The organism is Streptomyces sp. NPDC023157 (assembly GCF_055560575.1).
In genome coordinates this window covers 115,092-132,841 of the sequence record NZ_JBVHIL010000007.1, presented here as the reverse complement: position 1 = coordinate 132,841, position 17,750 = coordinate 115,092, and the positions used below count along the sequence as shown (strand labels likewise).

Genomic DNA, 17,750 nt, shown 5'->3' with positions numbered 1-17,750 from the left:
CACCATGAGGCTCGAAGGCATCGGCCGCCGCTACGGCCCGCGCGGAACCTGGGTGCTGCGCGAGGTCGGCCTCGACCTGCCCGCCGGCACCCTCGCCCGCGTCACCGGCGGCAACGGCACCGGCAAGTCGACCCTCCTGCGGCTCCTCGCGGGCGTCGACGCGCCCAGCGCGGGCCGGATCACCGGCCGCCCGCCGCGCACCGCCTACGTCCCCGAACGCTTCCCCGCCGCCCTTCCGCTCACCGCGACCGGCTACCTCGTCCACCTCGGGCGCGTCCAGGGCCTCACCGGCCGCGAAGCCGCGGCCCGCGCGGGGGAGTGGCTGGCCCGCTTCGACGCCGCGCCCTACGCCGACACCCCGCTCGCCGAACTCTCCAAGGGCACCAGCCAGAAGGTGGCCGTCGCCCAGGCCCTCCTCGCCGACCCGGACCTGCTCGTCCTCGACGAGGCCTGGACGGGCCTCGACACCACCGCCCGCACGGAACTCGACCACGCGGTACGCGCCCGCGTCGCGGCCGGCGCCCGCGTCGTCTTCGTCGACCACGACCCGCGCCGACTGGCGGGGGAGGCGGACGCGGAGTACCGGGTGGTGGAGGGCGGGGTGTACGGCGGCGTGTACGGCGGCCCCGACCGGACGGAACCCGGCGCCGTCCCCGGCGCCCGCGTCCGTGTCAGCGCCTCCGGCGGTACGCCGCTCCCCTCCGGCCTTCCCGGCGCCCCGGCGTACGCCCCCGCCGGACCCGACGACGCACGGCCCACCGTCACCGTCACCGTCGACGCCGCCCACTCCGACACCCTCCTGAGGGCGCTCCTGGACGCGGGCTGGCACATCGACGAACTGGCCACCGAAGGCGTCCGGACATGACCTCGCTGCTCCGCTACCAGACCGCGCTGCTCCTGCGCTCCCAGCGCTGGCTGGCGCCGTTCCTCCTGTACGCGGTGTTCGTCGGCGTCGGCGTCAACGCGGGCGAACCGGTCCTCGGCTCCCTCGGCTACACGGTCGCGGCCCTCGTCCCGGTGAGCGCCTGGGCGGTCCGCATCTGCCTCGGCCAGGAACCCCCGGCCGCCCGCGCCGTTATCGCAGCGGCGGCGGGCCGCACGCGCGCCCACCTGGCGGCGATCCTGACCGGCAGCGCCGCTACCCTGCTCGTCGGCGCCGTGGCCGTCCTGGCCGTCACCGCCCTGAGCGAGCACCGCGCGGTCGCCCCGCTCCCGGCCGCGCTGGAGGGCCTCCTCGCGGCGGCCGTCTGCGTCCTGACCGGGACCGCGGTGGGCGCCCTGACGACCCGCCCCCTGGTTCGCTCACGGGGCTGGTCCCTGGCGGGCCTTCTGCTCGGCTCCCTGCTCGCCCTCGTCACCACGGGCTCCCCCGCCAAGGCGGCCATCTCGCCCCTGGTCGCGGCCGCCCACACCGCCACCGTCACCTACCCGTGGCCGGCCCTGGCGGGCGCGCTGGCCGCGAGCGCGGCGGCGGTGGGGGTGGCGTGCCGGGCCACGGCGTGGTGGGAGTAGGGCGCCGGGCCGCTCAGCGGCTCATCAGCTCCGACACCTTCACGAAGCGGTAGCCCTTCGCGCGGAGTTCCGGGACGATGCGGCGGATCGCCTCTTCGGTGGCCGGGGCGGCGCTGCGGGTGCAGTGCATGACGACGAGGGAGCCGGGTTTCACGCCCTCCAGGACCTGGTCGGCGACCGCGTCCGGGTCCTTCGCGAAGGCGTCGCCGCTGACCACGTCCCACTGGACGGCGGTGACGCCGAGGGGGGTGAGGGCGCGCAGGGCGTCGTCGTCGTAGCAGCCGCCGGGGAAGCGGAAGTACGGGACCACGTGGGTCGCCCCGGCGTCGCGGAAGGCGTCGAAGGCGCGCTGGACGTCGGAGGCCATGTCGGGGGCGGCGACGGTCGGGAGGCCGTAGCAGGGGGTCGCGAAGGCGTAGTGGCTGTACGAGTGGTTGGCGATCTCGAAGCGCGGGTCGTTGCCGATGGACCGGGCCTGGTCCGGGTACTCCTCGGCCCAGCGGCCCGTCATGAAGACCGTCGCGTCGACCTTGAGGCGGCGCAGGGTCGCGATGAGCTGCGGGTTGTCGAAGTGTTCGCCCCGGGCGGCGCGCGGGCCCTGGTCGGCCGTCATGTCGGCGTCGAAGGTGAGGGCCACCACCTTCTCCGGCGCGCCGGCGCGGTGGGTGTAGACCCGGGTGAGGCCGTTCGGGCCCGGGGCCAGGGTCGGCGGGGCCTTGGGGGCGGCCTGGTGGCCCGCGGCCGGTGCGGTCGGCTTCGTGGGCCGGGGCGGCTTCGTGTTCGTCGTCGTGGGCTTCGCGGGTGGCGCGGCTGCGGGCGGTTCGGCCGCGCCCCCGTCGCAGCCGACGAGAACGGCGCCCAGAAGGGCAAGCGCCGAGAGTTTTCGTACAGAAATGGTCACCCAGCGAAATTAACCGATCATCGGGCGAGCAATCGCCTCCGGCACTCCGCCACGTCGAAGTCACCCTTCGGGTACTGCGGGTCCAGCTCCGCCAGATGCTCCCCGAGCAGGGTGCTGATCGCCCAGTTGCGGTACCACTTGCGGTCCGCCGGGACCAGGTACCAGGGCGCCGCCTCCGTCGAGCAGCGTTCCAGGGCGATCTCGTACGCCTCCTGGTACGCCGGCCACAGTGCCCGCTCCTCGATGTCGCCCGGGTTGAACTTCCAGTGCTTCCGCGGGTCGTCCAGGCGCTCCAGGAGCCGGGCGCGCTGCTCCTCGTACGACAGGTGGAGGAAGACCTTGACGACGGTGACGCCGTCCTCGGTCAGCGCCTTCTCGAACGCCTCGATCTCGGCGTACCGGTCCTCCAGTTCCGGTCCCGGGACCAGGGAGCGGACCCGGGCGATGAGCACGTCCTCGTAGTGCGAGCGGTCGAAGATGCCGATCTCGCCGGGGCGGGGGAGGGCCTGGGTGACACGCCAGAGGAAGGGGTGGCTCCGTTCCTCCTCCGTCGGGGCCTTGAAGGCCCGGATGCGGCAGCCCGAGGGGTTGAAGTGGCCGATCACGTGCTTGACCGTGCCGCCCTTGCCGCTCGTGTCCATGCCCTGGAGGACGAGGAGCAGACGTCTGCGGTCGCCCGCCGTGCTCGCCGCGTACAGGCGTTCCTGGAGGTCGGCCAGGTCCGGCGCCAGTTCCGCCATGGCCGCCAGGCCGGCCGCCTTGTCCTTCGGGCCGGCCGGGGTCGCGCGGGCGTCGTACGCGGAGAGGTCGATCCGCTCGCCCACCGGGGCCTTCAGCAGCGCGCGCAGAGACGGGGGTGCGGCCCCGTCCGCCGACGTCCTCGTTTCCCGGGTTTCCCGGTTCTTCCTCGGCTTCGGTTTCGGCTTCGGCATCTCGGGCCTTCCCTCACGTCGATCGGCGCGCCTTCACCGATCTTGCGCGTCCAGCGCCGGGGCCACCACCGCGAACGCCCGGTCGAGCAGCGCCATCGGGTCCTCCGCCGCCTCGCTCTCGCTCCATCCCTGCAGCGCCGTCCGGAACGCGACCAGCGCCGTGCCCGAGGCCAGTCGCGGGCGCAGGTCCGCCGTCACGTCGAGGCCCTCGCGGTGGGCCAGCTCCTGCGCCAGCGCCTCCTGCCAGGCGGCCTGCCGCTCCAGGAAGCGGGCGAGCAGGGCGGGCGTACGGAGGATCAGCTGGACCACGCGCAGCGCCCGGGCCGCGTGGTCCGGGTGCTGGTCGGTGCAGGCCAGGAGGGGGACCGCGACGGCGTGGCGCAGCGACCGCGAGGCGGGCTCGCCGGCGGGGCGTTCCGCGAGCGCCGCGTGGATGTCGGCGCCCATGCCGGCCAGGAACTGGACGATCACGTCCTCCTTGGACGCGAAGTAGCGGAAGAAGGTCCGCTTCGAGACCCCGGCGGCGGCGGCGATCTCGTCCACGGTGACCGCGTCGAAGCCCTTCAGGGCCAGGAGCTGGAGCGCCGATTCGGTGAGCTCGGTGGCGACGAGCAGGCGTTTGCGTTCGGCCAGGCTGACGGTCGGCTCGGGCGTGGTGGGCGTCATGGGCCGATCGTAACCCGTCGTGTCACTCAGGGAAGAGCTTGACACCGAGTGACACCGAGGGCAGCGTGTGACACATGACAGAGCAGCAGCGCTGGAACGCCGACCTCATCCCCGACCTGACCGGACGCGTCTTCGTCGTCACCGGGGCCAACAGCGGCCTCGGCCTCGCGACCACCCGGGAACTCGCCCGGTGCGGCGGACACGTGGTCCTCGCCGTGCGCGACGAGCACAAGGGGCGGGCCGCCGCCGACGGCATCCTCCAGGAGCACCCGGGCGCCCTCCTCGACGTCCGCCGACTCGACCTCGCCGACCTCGCCTCCGTACGGGACTTCGCCGAGAAGCTGTCCGCCGAGCACCCGCGGCTCGACGTCCTCGTCAACAACGCCGGCGTGATGGCCCCGCCCCGCACCCTCAGCGCCCAGGGCCACGAGCTCCAGTTCGCCGCCCACCACCTCGGCCACTTCGCCCTCACCGGGCTCCTGCTCGACCGCCTCGCGGCCGGGAGCGACCCCCGCGTCGTCACCGTCAGCTCGCTCGAACACCGCAAGGGGCGGATCGACTTCGACGACATCGACGGGGTGCGCCGCTACTCGCCCATGGGCGCCTACCGGCAGGCCAAGCTGGCCAACACCGTCTTCGGCCGTGTGCTCCACCAGCGCCTCACCGCCGCCGGGAGCCGCGTCCGCAGCCTCCTCGCCCACCCCGGCTACACCGCGACCAACCTCCAGAAGGACACCCCGGTCGCCTTCGTACGCCTCGTCTTCGGGCGGGTCCTCGGACCGCTGCTCGCCCAGCCCGCGGCGACCGGAGCCCTCCCCCAGCTGTACGCGGCGACCGCGCCCGACGCGGAGGGCGGCGCGCTCTACGGGCCGGACGGGGCGGGCGAGCTGCGCGGCGCGCCGAAGCGGGTCGCCCTCGCACCGGCGGCGACCGATCCGGAGACCGGCCGCCGCCTGTGGGAGCTGTCCGAGCGCCTCACCGAGGTGAGGTACCCCCTCGGCTGAGCACCGCCGGGGGCACCCACCGGGTCACGCCGGGGGCACCCACCGGGTCACGCCGGGGGCACCCACCGGGTCACGCCGGGGTCATCGCCACGGGCCGGTCACCGCGAACGTCGTCCCCGGGGTGTAGCAGTTGACGAACATCGTGCGGCCGTCCGGCGCGAAGGTCACGCCCGCGAACTCGCCCCACTCCGGCGCCTGCGGGGTGCCGCCCGCCGCGGTAGCGGCCGATGTCAGAGCCTGCGCGCCCCGCGCCACCGCGTACACCTCGCCCTTCCGGCTCACACCGAAGACGTGCTGCGCGCCGTCGCCGTCCTCGCAGACCATCAGGCCGCCGGACGGCGCCAGACAGATGTTGTCCGGCGACTCGCCGGGCAGCCGGATGTCCGTGTCCGGGCCGAAGACCACCACCAGGGTGAGGCGGCGCCGGTGCGGCTCGTACTTCCACACCTGGCCGAAGTGGGTGGCCCCGGAGCCGTCCTTGGCGCGGGCGAACGACGACACGAAGTACACGGCCCCGGGCCCTCCGGCGCGCCCGGCACCCCAGTAGCAGCCCTCCAGTTTCTGGGCGTGCGTGATGCCCCCGGGCCCGAAGTCCTGGTGCCGGATGGGGGTCCCGGCGGCCAGCGGGTCGGGTACGGGCACCCATCGCACGCCCTCGAAGGAGGCGCCGGTCTCCTGGATCACCGACAGGTCCGGCACCCCCGGCACCCGCATGGCCTCCAGGGCGCCGCCCGCGCGCAGCGAACCGGTGCCGCCGAGCGGCTTCTCGGGCAGGAAGCGGTAGAAGAGGCCGAACGGCGCCTCGAAGGCGTCCTCCGTCTCGTACACGATCCCGTTCTTCGGGTCGACGGCGACGGCCTCGTGCTGGAAGCGGCCCATCGCGGTCAGCGGGACGGCGCCGGTGCGGTGCGGGTCGGCTCCGTCGACCTCGAAGACGAAGCCGTGGTCCTTGGTGTAGCCGTTGGTCCCGGCCCGGTCCTCGGTCTCCTCGCAGGTGAGCCAGGTGTTCCAAGGGGTGGGCCCGCCCGCGCAGTTGACGGCGGTGCCGGCGACGGCGACACGTTCGCCGAGGACGTGGGAGCGGGCGTCGAGTTCGAGCGCCGTGCAGCCGCCCTTGGCGGCCGGGTCGTAGGTGAGGCCGGGGACGGTGGGCACGGTGGTCTTCGCGGTGGCGCGGTTCTCGTGGTTGCGGACGAGGTGCACCCGGCCGCGGCGGCCGGCGAAGGCGCCCATGCCGTCGTGGTTTCCGGGGACGGGGCCCTCGCCGGAGCGGAGGGGGTCGCCCTGCCGGGACAGGACCCGGTACGAGAAGCCGGCGGGGAGGTCGAGCAGGCCGGCCGGGTCGGGGAGCAGCGGGCCGTACCCGGCGTGGCCGCCGAGCGCGGCGGCGCTGCCCGCGAAGAGTTCGGACAAGGCGCCGGTGAAGGCGATCCCGGCGACGGACGCGCCGGTGCGGGCGAGGATCTGACGTCGTGTTGCGGACATGAGGCAACCCACTTCCTGTTGGCGGACAGGACAGGACAGGACAGGACAGTGACTGAACCGGTCAGTGTGGTGCGACGTGATGGGGGACCCGCACGTGTGTACCACGCACGTGGTGCGCGGTGAACCGTGCGGGCCCACATCGCCTCATGTGAAAGGTGTGGCCGGACGCCGTGTGCGGTCAGACCAGCTCGGCGGTGAGCGTGATCGTCGTGCCTGTCAGGGCCTGGCTCACCGGGCAGTTCTTCTTGGCGTCCTCGGCCAGCTCCTGGAATTCGGCCTCGTCCAGGCCCGGCACCTCGCCGCGCACGGTCAGGTGGATGCCGGTGATGCCCTCGCCGGGCTGGAAGGTGACGTCCGCCTTGGTCTCCAGGCGGGTCGGCGGGTTGCCGGCCTTGGCCAGGCCGTTGGAGAAGGCCATCGAGAAGCAGGAGGAGTGCGCGGCGGCGATGAGCTCCTCGGGGCTGGTCCTCCCGTTCGGCGTCTCCGCGCGGGACGCCCACGTGACGTCGTACGAGCCGAGGCCGGAGGAGTCGAGCGAGACGGTGCCCTTGCCCTTGAGGAGGTCGCCCTCCCAGACGGTGTGGGCGTGACGCACGGTGGCCATGGTGGATCCCTTTCGGTCGGGTACGGCCCCCAAGCTACTGCGCGACCAGCCCCTTGGCGTCCCGGGCCAGCGCGGTGAGCCGCGAGATCGCCCGGAAGTACTTCTTGCGGTATCCGCCGTTCAGCATCTCCTCACTGAACAGGCGGTCGAAGGGCAGACCGGAGGCGAGCACCGGTATCTCGCGGTCGTAGAGCCGGTCGGCGAGGACCACGAGCCGCAGCGCGGTCGACTGGTCGGGGACCGGCTGGACGTCGGTGAGGCAGACGGCCGTGAGGTCGTCGGTCAGCGCGCCGTACCGGCTCGGGTGCACCTTGGCGAGGTGGTCGAGCAGGTGCGGGAAGTCGTCGAGGGAGGCGCCCGGCGTGGCGTACGCGGTCTTCGCGACGATCTCGTCGGCGTACGGCGCGGGGGCCTCCGGCAGGCCGCGGTGGCGGTAGTCCTCGCCGTCGATCCGCAGCGGCTGGAAGTGCGCCGACAGGCCCTGGATCTCGCGCAGGAAGTCGGCGGCGGCGAACCGGCCCTCGCCCAGCTTGCCGGGCAGGGTGTTCGAGGTGGCGGCGAGCGCCACGCCCGACTCGACCAGCCTGCGCAGCAGCGAGGAGACGAGGACGGTGTCGCCCGGGTCGTCCAGCTCGAACTCGTCGATGCACAGCAGCCGGTGTCCGCCGAGGGTCTGCACGGTCTGCTGGAAGCCGAGGGCGCCCACCAGGTTCGTCAGCTCCACGAAGGTGCCGAAGGCCTTGAGCGAGGGCTCGGCCGGGGTGGCGTGCCAGAGGGAGGCGAGCAGGTGGGTCTTGCCGACGCCGTAGCCGCCGTCGAGGTAGACCCCGCGCGGGCCGGCCGGGGCGGCGGGCTTCTTGGAGAACCAGCGGCGCTTGCCCGCGCCGGAGGCGTGGGAGCCGCCGAGCCCCTCGGCGAACGAGGAGAGGACCTTGACCGCGTCGACCTGGCTGGGCTGGTTCGGGTCCGGTATGTAGGTGTCGAAGCGCACCGAGTCGAACCGGGGCGGCGGCACCATCTCCGCCACGAGCCGGTCGGCGGGGACATGCGGCTCTCGGGAGCAGAGCGAGAGCGGGGCCGCTTCGGTGGAAGCCGCTTCGGTTATGGCACGGGTCGACACAGTTCCCCACTGTAAGCGCCATGTCAGACTGCGAGGATGCGACGCCTGTTCCCTGTGACGGACATGACAGCCACGGCCTCGGACAGGGAGTGGTCCCTCGACGAGCTCGCCGACGCCTACGCGTACCCCGCGGAGGCGGCCTCCGGTCCCTGGCTGCGGGCCAACATGGTCTCCTCGCTCGACGGGGCCGGCCAGCACGACGGACGCTCCCAGCCGCTCTCCTCCGACACCGACATGCGGATCTTCGGGACCCTGCGGGCGCTCGCGGACGTGGTGGTCGTCGGCGCGGAGACGGTACGCCTGGAGGGGTACCGCCCGGCCCGGGCGCGGGAGGCCTTCGCGGGCCGCCGGGCGGCGGCGGGGCAGGGTCCGGCACCGGTGATCGCCGTCGTGACCGCCTCCCTGGACCTCGACTTCTCGCTCCCGCTCTTCACCGGGCCGCTGGTGCCCACCCTGGTCCTGACCGGCGCCCAGGCGCCAGCGGACCGGGTGGCGGAGGCCCGCGCGTCCGGGGCGGAGGTGCTGTTCGCGGGTGCGGCGCGCGGGGTCGAGCCGGAGCGGGTGGTGGCGCTGCTCGCGGAGCGGGGGCTGCGGCGCCAGCTGACCGAGGGCGGGCCCCGGCTGCTCGGGCAGTTCGTGGCCGCGGGGGTGCTCGACGAGCTGTGCCTGAGCGTCTCGCCGACGATGACGGCGGGGAGCGCCCAGCGGATCGCCGGGGGCCCCTCCGTGGACGTTCCGCGCCGCTTCGCCGTGGCGTCGCTGCTGGAGGAGGACGGGTTCCTGTTCACCCGCTACCGTCGGATCTGACAATCAGCGGAATTTGTCGTTCCGCTTTGCGTCGACTGGGCACACTTACTCACGCAGTCCCCGTGCGGGCACGGGGAAGGATGGTTTCCGCAGAAGGGCTCCAGAGGTGTTCACAAGCGTTCTGATGATCGAGAAGCCCCTGACGTCCGTCGACGTGGACTTCGTCACCACGCTGCACGGCGAGGAGGGTGTCTCCTTCGTCGTCCTGATGCAGCCGCGCGGTGACCAGGCCGATGTACTGCTGCGCGCCATCGACGACGTCGCCATGGGCGAACTGAAGGAAGCGACCCGCGAGGGCGACGAACCGGAGGGCAAGGACGCCCGCAAGCCGGCCGAGCTGGCCCTGGAGCACTCCCTCCGGGCCCTGAGAGACGCCGGCTGCCAGGCGGTCGGACAGGTGGTCGAGGACCACCCGCTGGACAAGATGAAGTCGGTCGTCGAGGAGGTCAACGCCGACGAGGTCATCGTCCTGACCGCCCCGCACTACGTGGAGGAGTTCTTCCACCGCGACTGGGCCTCCCGGGCCCGCCACAAGGTCGGCGTACCCGTCCTGAAGCTCTTCGCGCACAGCGAGTAGCCGCGCGCCGTCGGGGCGGGGGTCCGAGGACGCCCGCCCCGACGCACTAGGCTGGAGGCTTCCAGACAGACGCACCCCGGGGAGAGATCCGCATGGCACCCGCCATCCCTGCCGCCATGGAACGGCCGCACTTCATCGGCATCGGCGGTGCCGGAATGTCGGGCATCGCGAAGATCCTCGCCCAGCGCGGCGCCAAGGTGGCCGGCAGCGACGCCAAGGAGTCCGCGACCGCCGAGTCCCTGCGTGCCCTGGGCGCCACCGTGCACATCGGCCACGCCGCCGAGCACCTCGCCGACGACGCCTCCGCCGTCGTCGTCTCCAGCGCCATCCGCGCCGACAACCCCGAGCTGGCCCGCGCCGCCGAGCTCGGCATCCCGGTCGTGCACCGCTCCGACGCGCTCGCCTCCCTCATGGACGGCCTCAGCGCCGTCGCCGTCGCCGGTACGCACGGCAAGACGACGACCACCTCCATGCTGGCCGTCGCGCTCACCGAGCTCGGCCTCGACCCCTCGTACGCCATCGGCGGCGACCTCGCGGGTCCCGGCACCAACGCCCGGCACGGCGAGGGCGAGGTCTTCGTGGCCGAGGCCGACGAGAGCGACCGCAGCTTCCAGAAGTACGACCCGCAGGTCGCGATCGTCCTCAACGTCGAGCTCGACCACCACGCGAACTACGCCTCCATGGACGAGATCTACGAGTCCTTCGAGGCCTTCGCCGCCAAGATCCGCCCCGGTGGCACCCTCGTCGTCGGCGAGCACTCCGGCGCCCGCGAGCTGGCCCGCCGGGTCGCCGGCCGCGAGGGCCTGACGGTCGTCACCGTGGGCGAGTCCGAGGACTCCGACGCCCGCATCCTCACGATCGTCCCCAACGGGATGAAGAGCGAGGTCACCGTCGCCCTCGACGGCACCGAGCACACCTTCACGGTCTCCGTGCCCGGCCGCCACTACGCCCACAACGCGGCCGCCGCCCTGGTCGCGGGCGCCCGCGTCGGCATCGACCCGGCCGGGCTGGCCCAGGCCCTCACCGCGTACACCGGGGTCGGCCGCCGCCTCCAGCTCAAGGGCGAGGCCGCCGGCGTCCAGGTCATCGACTCGTACGCCCACCACCCCACCGAGATGACCGCCGACCTGGAGGCCATGCGCGGCGCCGCCGGGGCCTCCCGGCTCCTCGTCGTCTTCCAGCCGCACCTCTTCTCCCGCACCCAGGAGCTGGGCCGGGAGATGGGCGAGGCCCTGACGCTCGCCGACGCCTCCGTGGTCCTGGACATCTACCCGGCCCGCGAGGACCCGATCCCCGGCATCACCAGCGAGCTGATCATCGACGCGGCCCGCGCCGCCGGCGCCGACGTCACGCCCGTGCACGACAAGAACGCGGTGCCGGACGTCGTGGCGGGAATGGCGAAGCCCGGCGACCTGGTTCTCACCATGGGCGCGGGCGACGTGACGGACCTGGGCCCGCGGATCCTGGACCGCCTGGACGGCCCGGACGAGTCGGCGAAGTAGCAGAGGGAGCGAGCTCATGGCGTACGAGGTCGAGAAGACGGACGCGGAATGGCGGGCCGAGCTGACTCCGTCGGAGTACCAGGTGCTCCGGCAGGCCGGCACCGAGCCCGCGTTCCGCGGTGAGTACACGGACACGAAGACCAAGGGCGTCTACTCCTGCCGGGCCTGCGGCGCCGAGCTCTTCACGTCCACCGAGAAGTTCGAGTCGCACTGCGGCTGGCCGTCCTTCTACGACCCGAAGGACACCGCCGCGGTCGAGCTGGTCGACGACACCTCCCACGGCATGGTCCGCACCGAGGTCCGCTGCGCCCGCTGCGGCTCGCACCTGGGCCATGTCTTCGAGGGCGAGGGCTACCCGACGCCGACGGACCAGCGCTACTGCATCAACTCGATCTCGCTGACGCTGGAGCCGACGGAGAGCTGAGCACGTCGCAGCACCACTGAGCACCACTGAGCACTACTGAGCACCAGGGAGAAGGCCCCCGCGAGGGGGCCTTTTTCATGCCCGCTCGGCTGCCCGCTCGGTCTCCGCGCACTCCGGGCACAGCCCCCGGTACGTCACCTCCACCGCCGTGACCGTGAAGCCGAAACGCTCCGCGTCCGCGAGGCCCGTCAGCGGGTCGCCTTCCGGACGTACGTCCCGGACCGCGCCGCAGCCCGAGCACACCAGGTGCTGGTGGGCCTCGTGGGCGTTCGGGTCGTAGCGCTTGGCGCGGCCGACGCTGGAGACCTCCAGGACCTCGCCGAGCGTGACGAGCTCGCCCAGCGTGTTGTACACGGTGGCGCGGGAGATCTCCGGCAGTCTCGCGGTGGCGCGGGCCAGCACCTCGTCGGCGGTGAGGTGGATGTGCTCGCCGGAGAGGACCTCGGCGACCACCCGGCGCTGGGCCGTCATCCGCCAGCCGCGTCGACGGAGGCGTTCCAGAAGGTTGCTCATGGTCACCAGCCCTTGCAGCGCGTCTCGGCGCGAGTCAGCGCCGGTGCGGCGCGGGTAATCCGTACGGGTCCGGTTGTCGTATTGACTTGGACTGAGTCCACCATAGGATCGACTCCAGTAGTAGCCAAGAGGGTGTGCGCCGGTCACACCGACGCCTCAGCAGTTCCCGAGCTCCGCGATCCGAATGGTTCGGAAGGAAAGACCGATGTCTGAGCAGAAGCACGATCCCCTGGTCACCGAGGACGAGGCGGCGGCGGAAGGCAAGGGCGGCTGCCCGGTCGCGCACGGCCGCGCCGCGCACCCGACGCAGGGTGGCGGAAACCGCCAGTGGTGGCCGGAGCGCCTCAACCTGAAGATCCTCGCCAAGAACCCCGCCGTGGCCAACCCCCTCGGCGAGGAGTTCGACTACGCGGCGGCCTTCCAGGGCCTCGACCTCGCCGCCGTCAAGCAGGACATCGCCGAGGTGCTCACCACCTCGCAGGAGTGGTGGCCCGCCGACTTCGGCAACTACGGCCCGCTCATGATCCGGATGGCCTGGCACAGCGCCGGCACGTACCGCGTCAGCGACGGCCGCGGCGGCGCCGGCGGCGGTCAGCAGCGCTTCGCCCCGCTGAACAGCTGGCCGGACAACGCGAGCCTGGACAAGGCCCGTCGCCTGCTCTGGCCGGTCAAGAAGAAGTACGGCAAGGCCATCTCGTGGGCCGACCTGATGATCCTCACCGGCAACGTCGCCCTGGAGACCATGGGCTTCGAGACCTTCGGCTTCGGCGGCGGCCGGGTCGACGAGTGGGAGCCGGACGAGGACGTGTACTGGGGCCCCGAGACGGAGTGGCTCGGCGACGAGCGCTACTCCGGCGACCGCGAGCTGGAGAACCCGCTCGCCGCCGTCCAGATGGGCCTCATCTACGTCAACCCCGAGGGCCCCAACGGCAACCCGGACCCGATCGCGGCCGCCCGCGACATCCGCGAGACCTTCGCGCGCATGGCGATGAACGACGAGGAGACCGTCGCCCTCATCGCCGGCGGCCACACCTTCGGCAAGACGCACGGCGCCGGCCCCGCCGACCACGTGGGCGCCGACCCGGAGGCCTCGCCGATCGAGCAGCTCGGCCTCGGCTGGAAGAGCTCCTACGGCACGGGCTCCGGCAAGGACGCGATCACGTCCGGCCTGGAGGTCACCTGGACCGAGACGCCCACCCAGTGGGGCAACGGCTTCTTCAAGAACCTCTTCGAGTACGAGTACGAGCTCAGCAAGAGCCCCGCCGGCGCGCACCAGTGGGTCGCGAAGAACGCCGAGGCGGTCATCCCCGACGCCTTCGACGCGTCGAAGAAGCACCTGCCGACGATGCTCACCACCGACCTCTCGCTCAAGCTGGACCCGATCTACGAGCCGATCTCGCGCCGCTTCTACGAGAACCCCGACCAGTTCGCGGACGCCTTCGCCCGCGCCTGGTACAAGCTCACCCACCGCGACATGGGCCCCGTCGTGCGCTACCTCGGCGCGGAGGTCCCCAGCGAGGAGCTGCTCTGGCAGGACCCGCTGCCGGCGCGCCAGGGCGAGCCGATCGGCGCCGCGGACATCGCCTCCCTCAAGGAGAAGATCCTCGCCTCCGACCTGTCGGTGACCCAGCTGGTCTCCGCCGCCTGGGCCGCCGCCGCCTCCTTCCGCGGCAGCGACAAGCGCGGTGGCGCCAACGGCGGCCGCATCCGCCTGGAGCCGCAGCGCACCTGGCAGGCCAACAACCCGGACGAGCTGGCCCAGGTGCTGCGCGTCCTGGAGGGTGTCCGCGACTCCTTCAACGCGGCCGGCGGCGCGCAGGTCTCGATCGCCGACCTCATCGTCCTCGCGGGCGGCGCGGCCGTCGAGAAGGCCGCCAAGGACGCCGGCTTCGCCGTCGAGGTGCCGTTCTCCCCGGGTCGTGTCGACGCCTCCCAGGAGCAGACGGACGTCGAGTCCTTCGCCGCCCTGGAGCCGAGCGCGGACGGCTTCCGCAACTACCTCGGCAAGGGCCACCGCCTCCCCGCCGAGTACCTCCTCGTCGACAAGGCGAACCTGCTCACCCTGTCCGCCCCGGAGATGACGGTCCTCGTCGGCGGTCTGCGCGTGCTGGGCGTCACCCAGCCGCAGTCCTCCCTCGGTGTCCTCACCGAGACCCCGGGCAAGCTGACGAACGACTTCTTCGTCAACCTGCTCGACCTGGACACCGTCTGGCAGTCCACCTCCGACGACCAGACCACGTTCGAGGCCCGTGACGCCTCCGGCGCGGTCAAGTGGACCGGCACCCGTGCCGACCTGGTCTTCGGTGCCAACGCCGAGCTGCGCGCCGTCGCCGAGGTGTACGCCTCCGACGACGCCCAGCAGAAGTTCGTGACGGACTTCGTCGCGGCCTGGGCCAAGGTCATGGACCTGGACCGGTTCGACCTGCGCTGACCGACAAGGTCACACCGGCCCCGCCCCCGCCCGAACGGACCGTTCGGGCGGGGGCGGGGCTCGTTGCCGTCACGCGCGGACGGTGCGTGCCTGGCCCATCCGGAGGCGGCGGACACCGAACTCGGGGGACCGGTCGGCCGCGTCGTCCGGGGGTGCGGCGACCGACGGTGTACAGCTGTGGCGACATGGCTCCTCCGGCGTCAGCCGTGTGGAGGAGTCGTCGGCGCATACCCGTCGAAAGGTTCATGCCATGCCCCTCAGGTCCCCGGCGGCGCGGTGTCTCGGGCTGGTGATGCTGATGCTGGGACCGGCCCTTCCCGCCGCGGCGGCACCGACGGTTCCCGAACTGGGACACGTGGGCCGCTGGCTCACCGACGACCAGGGCCGGATCGTCACCCTGCACGGCGTGAACATGGTCTACAAGAAACCGCCGTACTTCCCCGCGGCCGGAGGCTTCGGCGAGAAGGACGCCCAGTTCCTGGCGGACAACGGTGTCAACGCGGTGCGGCTGGGCTTCGCCTGGAACGCGGTCGAGCCGCAGCCCGGCGTGTACGACGACACCTACATCGAGCAGATCCGGACGACGCAGCACCTGCTGGCCCGGTACGGCATCTACAGCCTCGTCGACTCCCACCAGGACGCCTTCAACGAATCGGTGGGCGCGAGCTGGAGCGGGTTCCCCGCGTGGGCGGCGTTTCCCGACGGGTTCCCCGTGCAGCCGAATCCGGGCTTCCCGCTGGTGTACTTCACGAGCCCCGCACAGAACCAGACATGGGCCAACTTCTGGCGCGACCACGCCGCGTCCGACGGCGTCGGGGTGCAGGAACACTACGCGGCCATGTGGGCACACGTCGCGCGACGCTTCGCGGACCAGCCGTACGTCCTGGGCTACGACCTGATCAACGAGCCCTGGCCCGGCTGGGACTACCCGAGCTGCTTCCCCAAGGGCTGCCCCAAGTTCGAGACCGACGTGCTCGCGCCGTTCCAGGCGAAGGCGATGAACGCGATCCGCCAGGTCGACCGGGAGCACCTGCTGTTCTACGAGCCCTCCCTGACCAACGACTTCGGAACGCCGGACTGGATGCCGAATCCGACCGGTGACCCGAAGGCGGGCATGAGCTATCACGACTACTGCGTCGGCGACGACACCTGCGTGACCAACGGACTGGACCGTGCCGTCGCCGAAGGCGTCGCAGCGGTGGTGACCGAGTTCGGCGCGACCACGGACGCGGCGAGGCTGACCCGTCTCACCGACCGGTTCGACGCCAACATGGTGTCCTGGATGTTCTGGTCCGAACCGCAGAACCAGACGCCCGGTCACCCCCAGGAGCCGCCGACCGGTCCCAACCTGATGAACCCGGCGATCGTCCGGCCGTACCCCCGTGCCCTCGCCGGCACCCCGCAGCAGTGGAACTACGACAGTACGACCGGGACGTTCACCCTCCGGTACAGCACCCGCCGGGTCGACTCCGGTCAGCCGTTCCCCGCCGGAACCCGCACCGAGGTGTACCTGCCGCTGACCGCCTACCCCGACGGCTACCAGGTCGAAAGCCAGGGCGCCGACGTCGTGTCGCCCCCCGGCGCCCGCGTCCTGCAACTCGCCACCAGCCCGGGGCAGGACACCGTGCGGGTGACCGTCACGCCACGGTCGCCCTGACACCGGGGCGACCGGACCGACCGGAACCGAGGCGGGCCGCCTGCCGGTCAGCGCAGCCGGTCCGCCAGCTCCGCCAGCCACGCGCCCGGGCCCAGGGGCTCGGGCGGGTCGACCTCCAGGCCGAGTTCGGTGAGGGCCAGGGCGTGGTCGGACTCGCTCAGCGGGAGCGACAGCAGATCGCGGAGTTCGCCGACGAGCTGGGCGACCAGGCCCGCGTCCGTGGTCTCCCGGTAGTCGGCGAGGGCCGTGTCGTGGTCGCCGAACTCCTCCGGCATGTCCTGGCCGAACCAGCCGCCGAGGAGCTGGGCCAGCTCCGGGAAGCGGGCGTGCCACTCCCAGTGGGTGCGCGGGGTCGCCGGCGGCGGGGCCTGGCCGGTCTCCACGCTGGCGCGGAGACGGTCGGCGAGGCCCCGGAGCCAGTCCTGGAGCTCGTCGTCGGGCACGCCCACGTCCGGCACCGGGTAGTACTCGCCGAGGCGCAGCCGCAGGCGGCCCGGCGGGTTCTGGGCGTACTCGCGCAGCTGGTGCTCGGCGACGCCGATCACCCAGGGGCGGGTGCGCCAGCAGTGCCGGAGGTACGCCTCCAGGGCCTCGGGGTCGTCGGCGCGGCGCCCGAGGTGGGCGCGGACGACCTGGTCCAGCTCGCCATACTTCCGGTCGTGTTCGAGGGGCTTGAGGGGCATCGGCTGCGGCTTCCCTACAGGTCGATCGGGACGGTGGAGTGCACGGTGAAGCCGTGCGGGCTCGTCTCGCTGCGCCGCAGCACCACCCGGGCGGCACGCACCTCGACGGCGTCCCGGCCGGCGAGTGCCATCGGGTCGGTGAGCACCCGCCCGACCGGCTCGGTCCGCGAGGGCCAGGCCGCCTCGATGGCGAGCCGCTGCCGGGTGGACTGGGCGAGCCAGCGGTGGATGACCTGCTCGTTGCGGGTCACCACCTGCTGGGTGGCCCACTGGGCGGTCTCCCGGTCCGGATAGCTCGCGGCGCGGTTTCGGCGCGCGGTCATTCAGTGCTCCCGCTGGATGTGGTCGTCGACGGTGGTCGTGATCGAGAGAAGCGCGTCCCGGGTGGCCCAGGACAGGCGGGGGCGCAGCCCCTCCGGGCCGGGGAACAGGACGCGGGCCCGCTGGGCCTCGCCCGCGTACCCGGCCGCGAGGTCCGTACAGAACGGGTGCTCGTTGTCGAGGAGGGTCCGCACGGTCGTGTCGACCGGGCCCGCCTCGTCCATCAGGATCGCGTCGAGGCCGAAGAGGAGCGGGAATGTCCGCAGGAATTCCCAGCCGTCCATCGGGAGTTCCGAGAATTCCGCCGATCCCGCCCGGTCCTGTTCACGCAGCGAATGCGCGAGGGCCCGGAGGAATTCCTTCGGGTCGGTGTCGCCGGCGGCCCGTACGGCCTTCTCGCGGAAGCCGGGAGGGGCCTCGTCCAGCGCGTCGGCGGCCAGGTCGAGGGCGCCGGCCGCCGCGTACGCCGAGCAGTTCCACTGCGCCACCGCGTCGCCGCGCACCAGCCGTACGTACCGCCTGAGCTCGGTGTCGAGGGAGAGGCGGCCCGCCGAGTCCCGTACCGACACGGCGAGGTCGAGGAGCCGGACCACCGGCCCGTCCGAGAACAT

19 protein-coding genes are annotated in these 17,750 nt (G+C 72.6%); 9 read left to right on the top strand and 10 right to left on the bottom strand.

Annotated features, from left to right (window positions below):
• Positions 1 to 4: 4 nt before the first annotated feature.
• Both ACZ3ZE_RS25355 and ACZ3ZE_RS25350 read left to right on the top strand, forming a co-directional pair.
• On the top strand, positions 5 to 865 hold the full coding sequence (locus tag ACZ3ZE_RS25355) for an ATP-binding cassette domain-containing protein (protein ID WP_467260805.1): 861 nt from the start codon (positions 5 to 7) through the stop codon (positions 863 to 865).
• Positions 862 to 1,512: an ABC transporter gene (locus ACZ3ZE_RS25350; RefSeq protein WP_361624557.1), complete on the top strand. Its 651-nt coding sequence runs from the start codon at positions 862 to 864 to the stop codon at positions 1,510 to 1,512. The genes ACZ3ZE_RS25355 and ACZ3ZE_RS25350 overlap by 4 nt, the downstream gene beginning before the upstream one ends.
• A 13-nt stretch (positions 1,513 to 1,525) precedes the next feature.
• On the opposite strand, the gene ACZ3ZE_RS25345 is transcribed toward ACZ3ZE_RS25350, so the two are convergent.
• From ACZ3ZE_RS25345 to ACZ3ZE_RS25335, 3 genes are read right to left on the bottom strand one after another with little or no spacing between them, the layout of a single operon-like run.
• The gene (locus ACZ3ZE_RS25345; RefSeq protein WP_467260803.1) at positions 1,526 to 2,413 is read right to left on the bottom strand and encodes a polysaccharide deacetylase family protein; all 888 of its coding nucleotides are present in this window, start codon (positions 2,411 to 2,413) and stop codon (positions 1,526 to 1,528) included.
• 17 nt (positions 2,414 to 2,430) lie between these two features.
• The gene (locus ACZ3ZE_RS25340) at positions 2,431 to 3,345 is read right to left on the bottom strand and encodes a PPK2 family polyphosphate kinase (protein WP_361176950.1); all 915 of its coding nucleotides are present in this window, start codon (positions 3,343 to 3,345) and stop codon (positions 2,431 to 2,433) included.
• 33 nt (positions 3,346 to 3,378) lie between these two features.
• Positions 3,379 to 4,011, bottom strand: a complete 633-nt coding sequence (locus tag ACZ3ZE_RS25335; protein ID WP_361176952.1) for a TetR family transcriptional regulator — start codon at positions 4,009 to 4,011, stop codon at positions 3,379 to 3,381.
• A gap of 74 nt (positions 4,012 to 4,085) precedes the next feature.
• Between ACZ3ZE_RS25335 and ACZ3ZE_RS25330 the strand changes: the two genes are divergently transcribed.
• On the top strand, positions 4,086 to 5,015 hold the full coding sequence (locus ACZ3ZE_RS25330) for an oxidoreductase (RefSeq protein ID WP_361624548.1): 930 nt from the start codon (positions 4,086 to 4,088) through the stop codon (positions 5,013 to 5,015).
• Between the two features lie 81 nt (positions 5,016 to 5,096).
• On the opposite strand, the gene ACZ3ZE_RS25325 is transcribed toward ACZ3ZE_RS25330, so the two are convergent.
• From ACZ3ZE_RS25325 to zapE, 3 genes are all read right to left on the bottom strand, one after another.
• Positions 5,097 to 6,500, bottom strand: a complete 1,404-nt coding sequence (locus tag ACZ3ZE_RS25325; protein ID WP_361176956.1) for an alkaline phosphatase PhoX — start codon at positions 6,498 to 6,500, stop codon at positions 5,097 to 5,099.
• A gap of 178 nt (positions 6,501 to 6,678) precedes the next feature.
• On the bottom strand, positions 6,679 to 7,104 hold the full coding sequence (locus ACZ3ZE_RS25320) for an OsmC family protein (protein ID WP_361176958.1): 426 nt from the start codon (positions 7,102 to 7,104) through the stop codon (positions 6,679 to 6,681).
• Between the two features lie 34 nt (positions 7,105 to 7,138).
• The gene (gene zapE / locus ACZ3ZE_RS25315) at positions 7,139 to 8,224 is read right to left on the bottom strand and encodes a cell division protein ZapE (protein ID WP_361176960.1); all 1,086 of its coding nucleotides are present in this window, start codon (positions 8,222 to 8,224) and stop codon (positions 7,139 to 7,141) included.
• A 36-nt stretch (positions 8,225 to 8,260) separates the two neighbouring features.
• On the opposite strand from zapE, the gene ACZ3ZE_RS25310 reads away from it, so the two are divergent.
• The 4 genes from ACZ3ZE_RS25310 (at position 8,261) to msrB (ending at position 11,534) form a co-directional block, all read left to right on the top strand.
• Complete coding sequence (locus ACZ3ZE_RS25310) at positions 8,261 to 9,031, top strand: pyrimidine reductase family protein (RefSeq protein ID WP_361176962.1); 771 nt, start codon at positions 8,261 to 8,263, stop codon at positions 9,029 to 9,031.
• A 106-nt stretch (positions 9,032 to 9,137) separates the two neighbouring features.
• Complete coding sequence (locus ACZ3ZE_RS25305; protein WP_361176964.1) at positions 9,138 to 9,608, top strand: indole-3-glycerol phosphate synthase; 471 nt, start codon at positions 9,138 to 9,140, stop codon at positions 9,606 to 9,608.
• Between the two features lie 92 nt (positions 9,609 to 9,700).
• Positions 9,701 to 11,110, top strand: a complete 1,410-nt coding sequence (gene murC / locus ACZ3ZE_RS25300) for a UDP-N-acetylmuramate--L-alanine ligase (protein ID WP_361176966.1) — start codon at positions 9,701 to 9,703, stop codon at positions 11,108 to 11,110.
• Between the two features lie 16 nt (positions 11,111 to 11,126).
• Positions 11,127 to 11,534, top strand: a complete 408-nt coding sequence (gene msrB, locus ACZ3ZE_RS25295) for a peptide-methionine (R)-S-oxide reductase MsrB (protein WP_361176968.1) — start codon at positions 11,127 to 11,129, stop codon at positions 11,532 to 11,534.
• 75 nt (positions 11,535 to 11,609) lie between these two features.
• Here the strand turns inward: msrB and ACZ3ZE_RS25290 are convergent, their stop codons facing one another.
• Positions 11,610 to 12,047, bottom strand: coding sequence for a Fur family transcriptional regulator (locus ACZ3ZE_RS25290; protein ID WP_361176970.1), 438 nt, complete (start codon positions 12,045 to 12,047; stop codon positions 11,610 to 11,612).
• 205 nt (positions 12,048 to 12,252) lie between these two features.
• On the opposite strand from ACZ3ZE_RS25290, the gene katG reads away from it, so the two are divergent.
• Together katG and ACZ3ZE_RS25280 are read left to right on the top strand one after the other, a co-directional pair.
• Positions 12,253 to 14,478, top strand: coding sequence for a catalase/peroxidase HPI (katG, locus tag ACZ3ZE_RS25285; RefSeq protein ID WP_361176972.1), 2,226 nt, complete (start codon positions 12,253 to 12,255; stop codon positions 14,476 to 14,478).
• 250 nt (positions 14,479 to 14,728) lie between these two features.
• The gene (locus tag ACZ3ZE_RS25280) at positions 14,729 to 16,135 is read left to right on the top strand and encodes a cellulase family glycosylhydrolase (RefSeq protein ID WP_467260802.1); all 1,407 of its coding nucleotides are present in this window, start codon (positions 14,729 to 14,731) and stop codon (positions 16,133 to 16,135) included.
• A gap of 47 nt (positions 16,136 to 16,182) precedes the next feature.
• Here ACZ3ZE_RS25280 and ACZ3ZE_RS25275 read toward each other — a convergent pair whose 3' ends face one another.
• Genes ACZ3ZE_RS25275 through ACZ3ZE_RS25265 form a run of 3 tightly spaced genes read right to left on the bottom strand, consistent with a single transcriptional unit; the run spans position 16,183 to position 17,750 of the window.
• Positions 16,183 to 16,818, bottom strand: a complete 636-nt coding sequence (locus tag ACZ3ZE_RS25275) for a contact-dependent growth inhibition system immunity protein (RefSeq protein WP_467260800.1) — start codon at positions 16,816 to 16,818, stop codon at positions 16,183 to 16,185.
• Between the two features lie 14 nt (positions 16,819 to 16,832).
• Entirely contained in the window at positions 16,833 to 17,141 is a 309-nt protein-coding gene (locus ACZ3ZE_RS25270; RefSeq protein ID WP_361176977.1) for an RNase A-like domain-containing protein, read from the bottom strand.
• Entirely contained in the window at positions 17,142 to 17,750 is a 609-nt protein-coding gene (locus tag ACZ3ZE_RS25265; protein WP_467260798.1) for a hypothetical protein, read from the bottom strand.

Bases quoted from the DNA above. Each gene is read 5' to 3' on its own strand.
- ACZ3ZE_RS25355 (WP_467260805.1), top strand. From the start codon at position 5: ATGAGGCTCGAAGGCATCGGCCGCCGCTACGGCCCGCGCGGAACCTGG.
- ACZ3ZE_RS25350 (WP_361624557.1), top strand. From the start codon at position 862: ATGACCTCGCTGCTCCGCTACCAGACCGCGCTGCTCCTGCGCTCCCAG.
- ACZ3ZE_RS25340 (WP_361176950.1), bottom strand. From the start codon at position 3,345: ATGCCGAAGCCGAAACCGAAGCCGAGGAAGAACCGGGAAACCCGGGAA.
- ACZ3ZE_RS25335 (WP_361176952.1), bottom strand. From the start codon at position 4,011: ATGACGCCCACCACGCCCGAGCCGACCGTCAGCCTGGCCGAACGCAAA.
- ACZ3ZE_RS25330 (WP_361624548.1), top strand. From the start codon at position 4,086: ATGACAGAGCAGCAGCGCTGGAACGCCGACCTCATCCCCGACCTGACC.
- ACZ3ZE_RS25325 (WP_361176956.1), bottom strand. From the start codon at position 6,500: ATGTCCGCAACACGACGTCAGATCCTCGCCCGCACCGGCGCGTCCGTC.
- ACZ3ZE_RS25320 (WP_361176958.1), bottom strand. From the start codon at position 7,104: ATGGCCACCGTGCGTCACGCCCACACCGTCTGGGAGGGCGACCTCCTC.
- ACZ3ZE_RS25310 (WP_361176962.1), top strand. From the start codon at position 8,261: ATGCGACGCCTGTTCCCTGTGACGGACATGACAGCCACGGCCTCGGAC.
- murC (WP_361176966.1), top strand. From the start codon at position 9,701: ATGGCACCCGCCATCCCTGCCGCCATGGAACGGCCGCACTTCATCGGC.
- msrB (WP_361176968.1), top strand. From the start codon at position 11,127: ATGGCGTACGAGGTCGAGAAGACGGACGCGGAATGGCGGGCCGAGCTG.
- ACZ3ZE_RS25290 (WP_361176970.1), bottom strand. From the start codon at position 12,047: ATGAGCAACCTTCTGGAACGCCTCCGTCGACGCGGCTGGCGGATGACG.
- katG (WP_361176972.1), top strand. From the start codon at position 12,253: ATGTCTGAGCAGAAGCACGATCCCCTGGTCACCGAGGACGAGGCGGCG.
- ACZ3ZE_RS25280 (WP_467260802.1), top strand. From the start codon at position 14,729: ATGCCCCTCAGGTCCCCGGCGGCGCGGTGTCTCGGGCTGGTGATGCTG.
- ACZ3ZE_RS25275 (WP_467260800.1), bottom strand. From the start codon at position 16,818: ATGCCCCTCAAGCCCCTCGAACACGACCGGAAGTATGGCGAGCTGGAC.
- ACZ3ZE_RS25270 (WP_361176977.1), bottom strand. From the start codon at position 17,141: ATGACCGCGCGCCGAAACCGCGCCGCGAGCTATCCGGACCGGGAGACC.
- ACZ3ZE_RS25265 (WP_467260798.1), bottom strand. From the start codon at position 17,750: ATGTTCTCGGACGGGCCGGTGGTCCGGCTCCTCGACCTCGCCGTGTCG.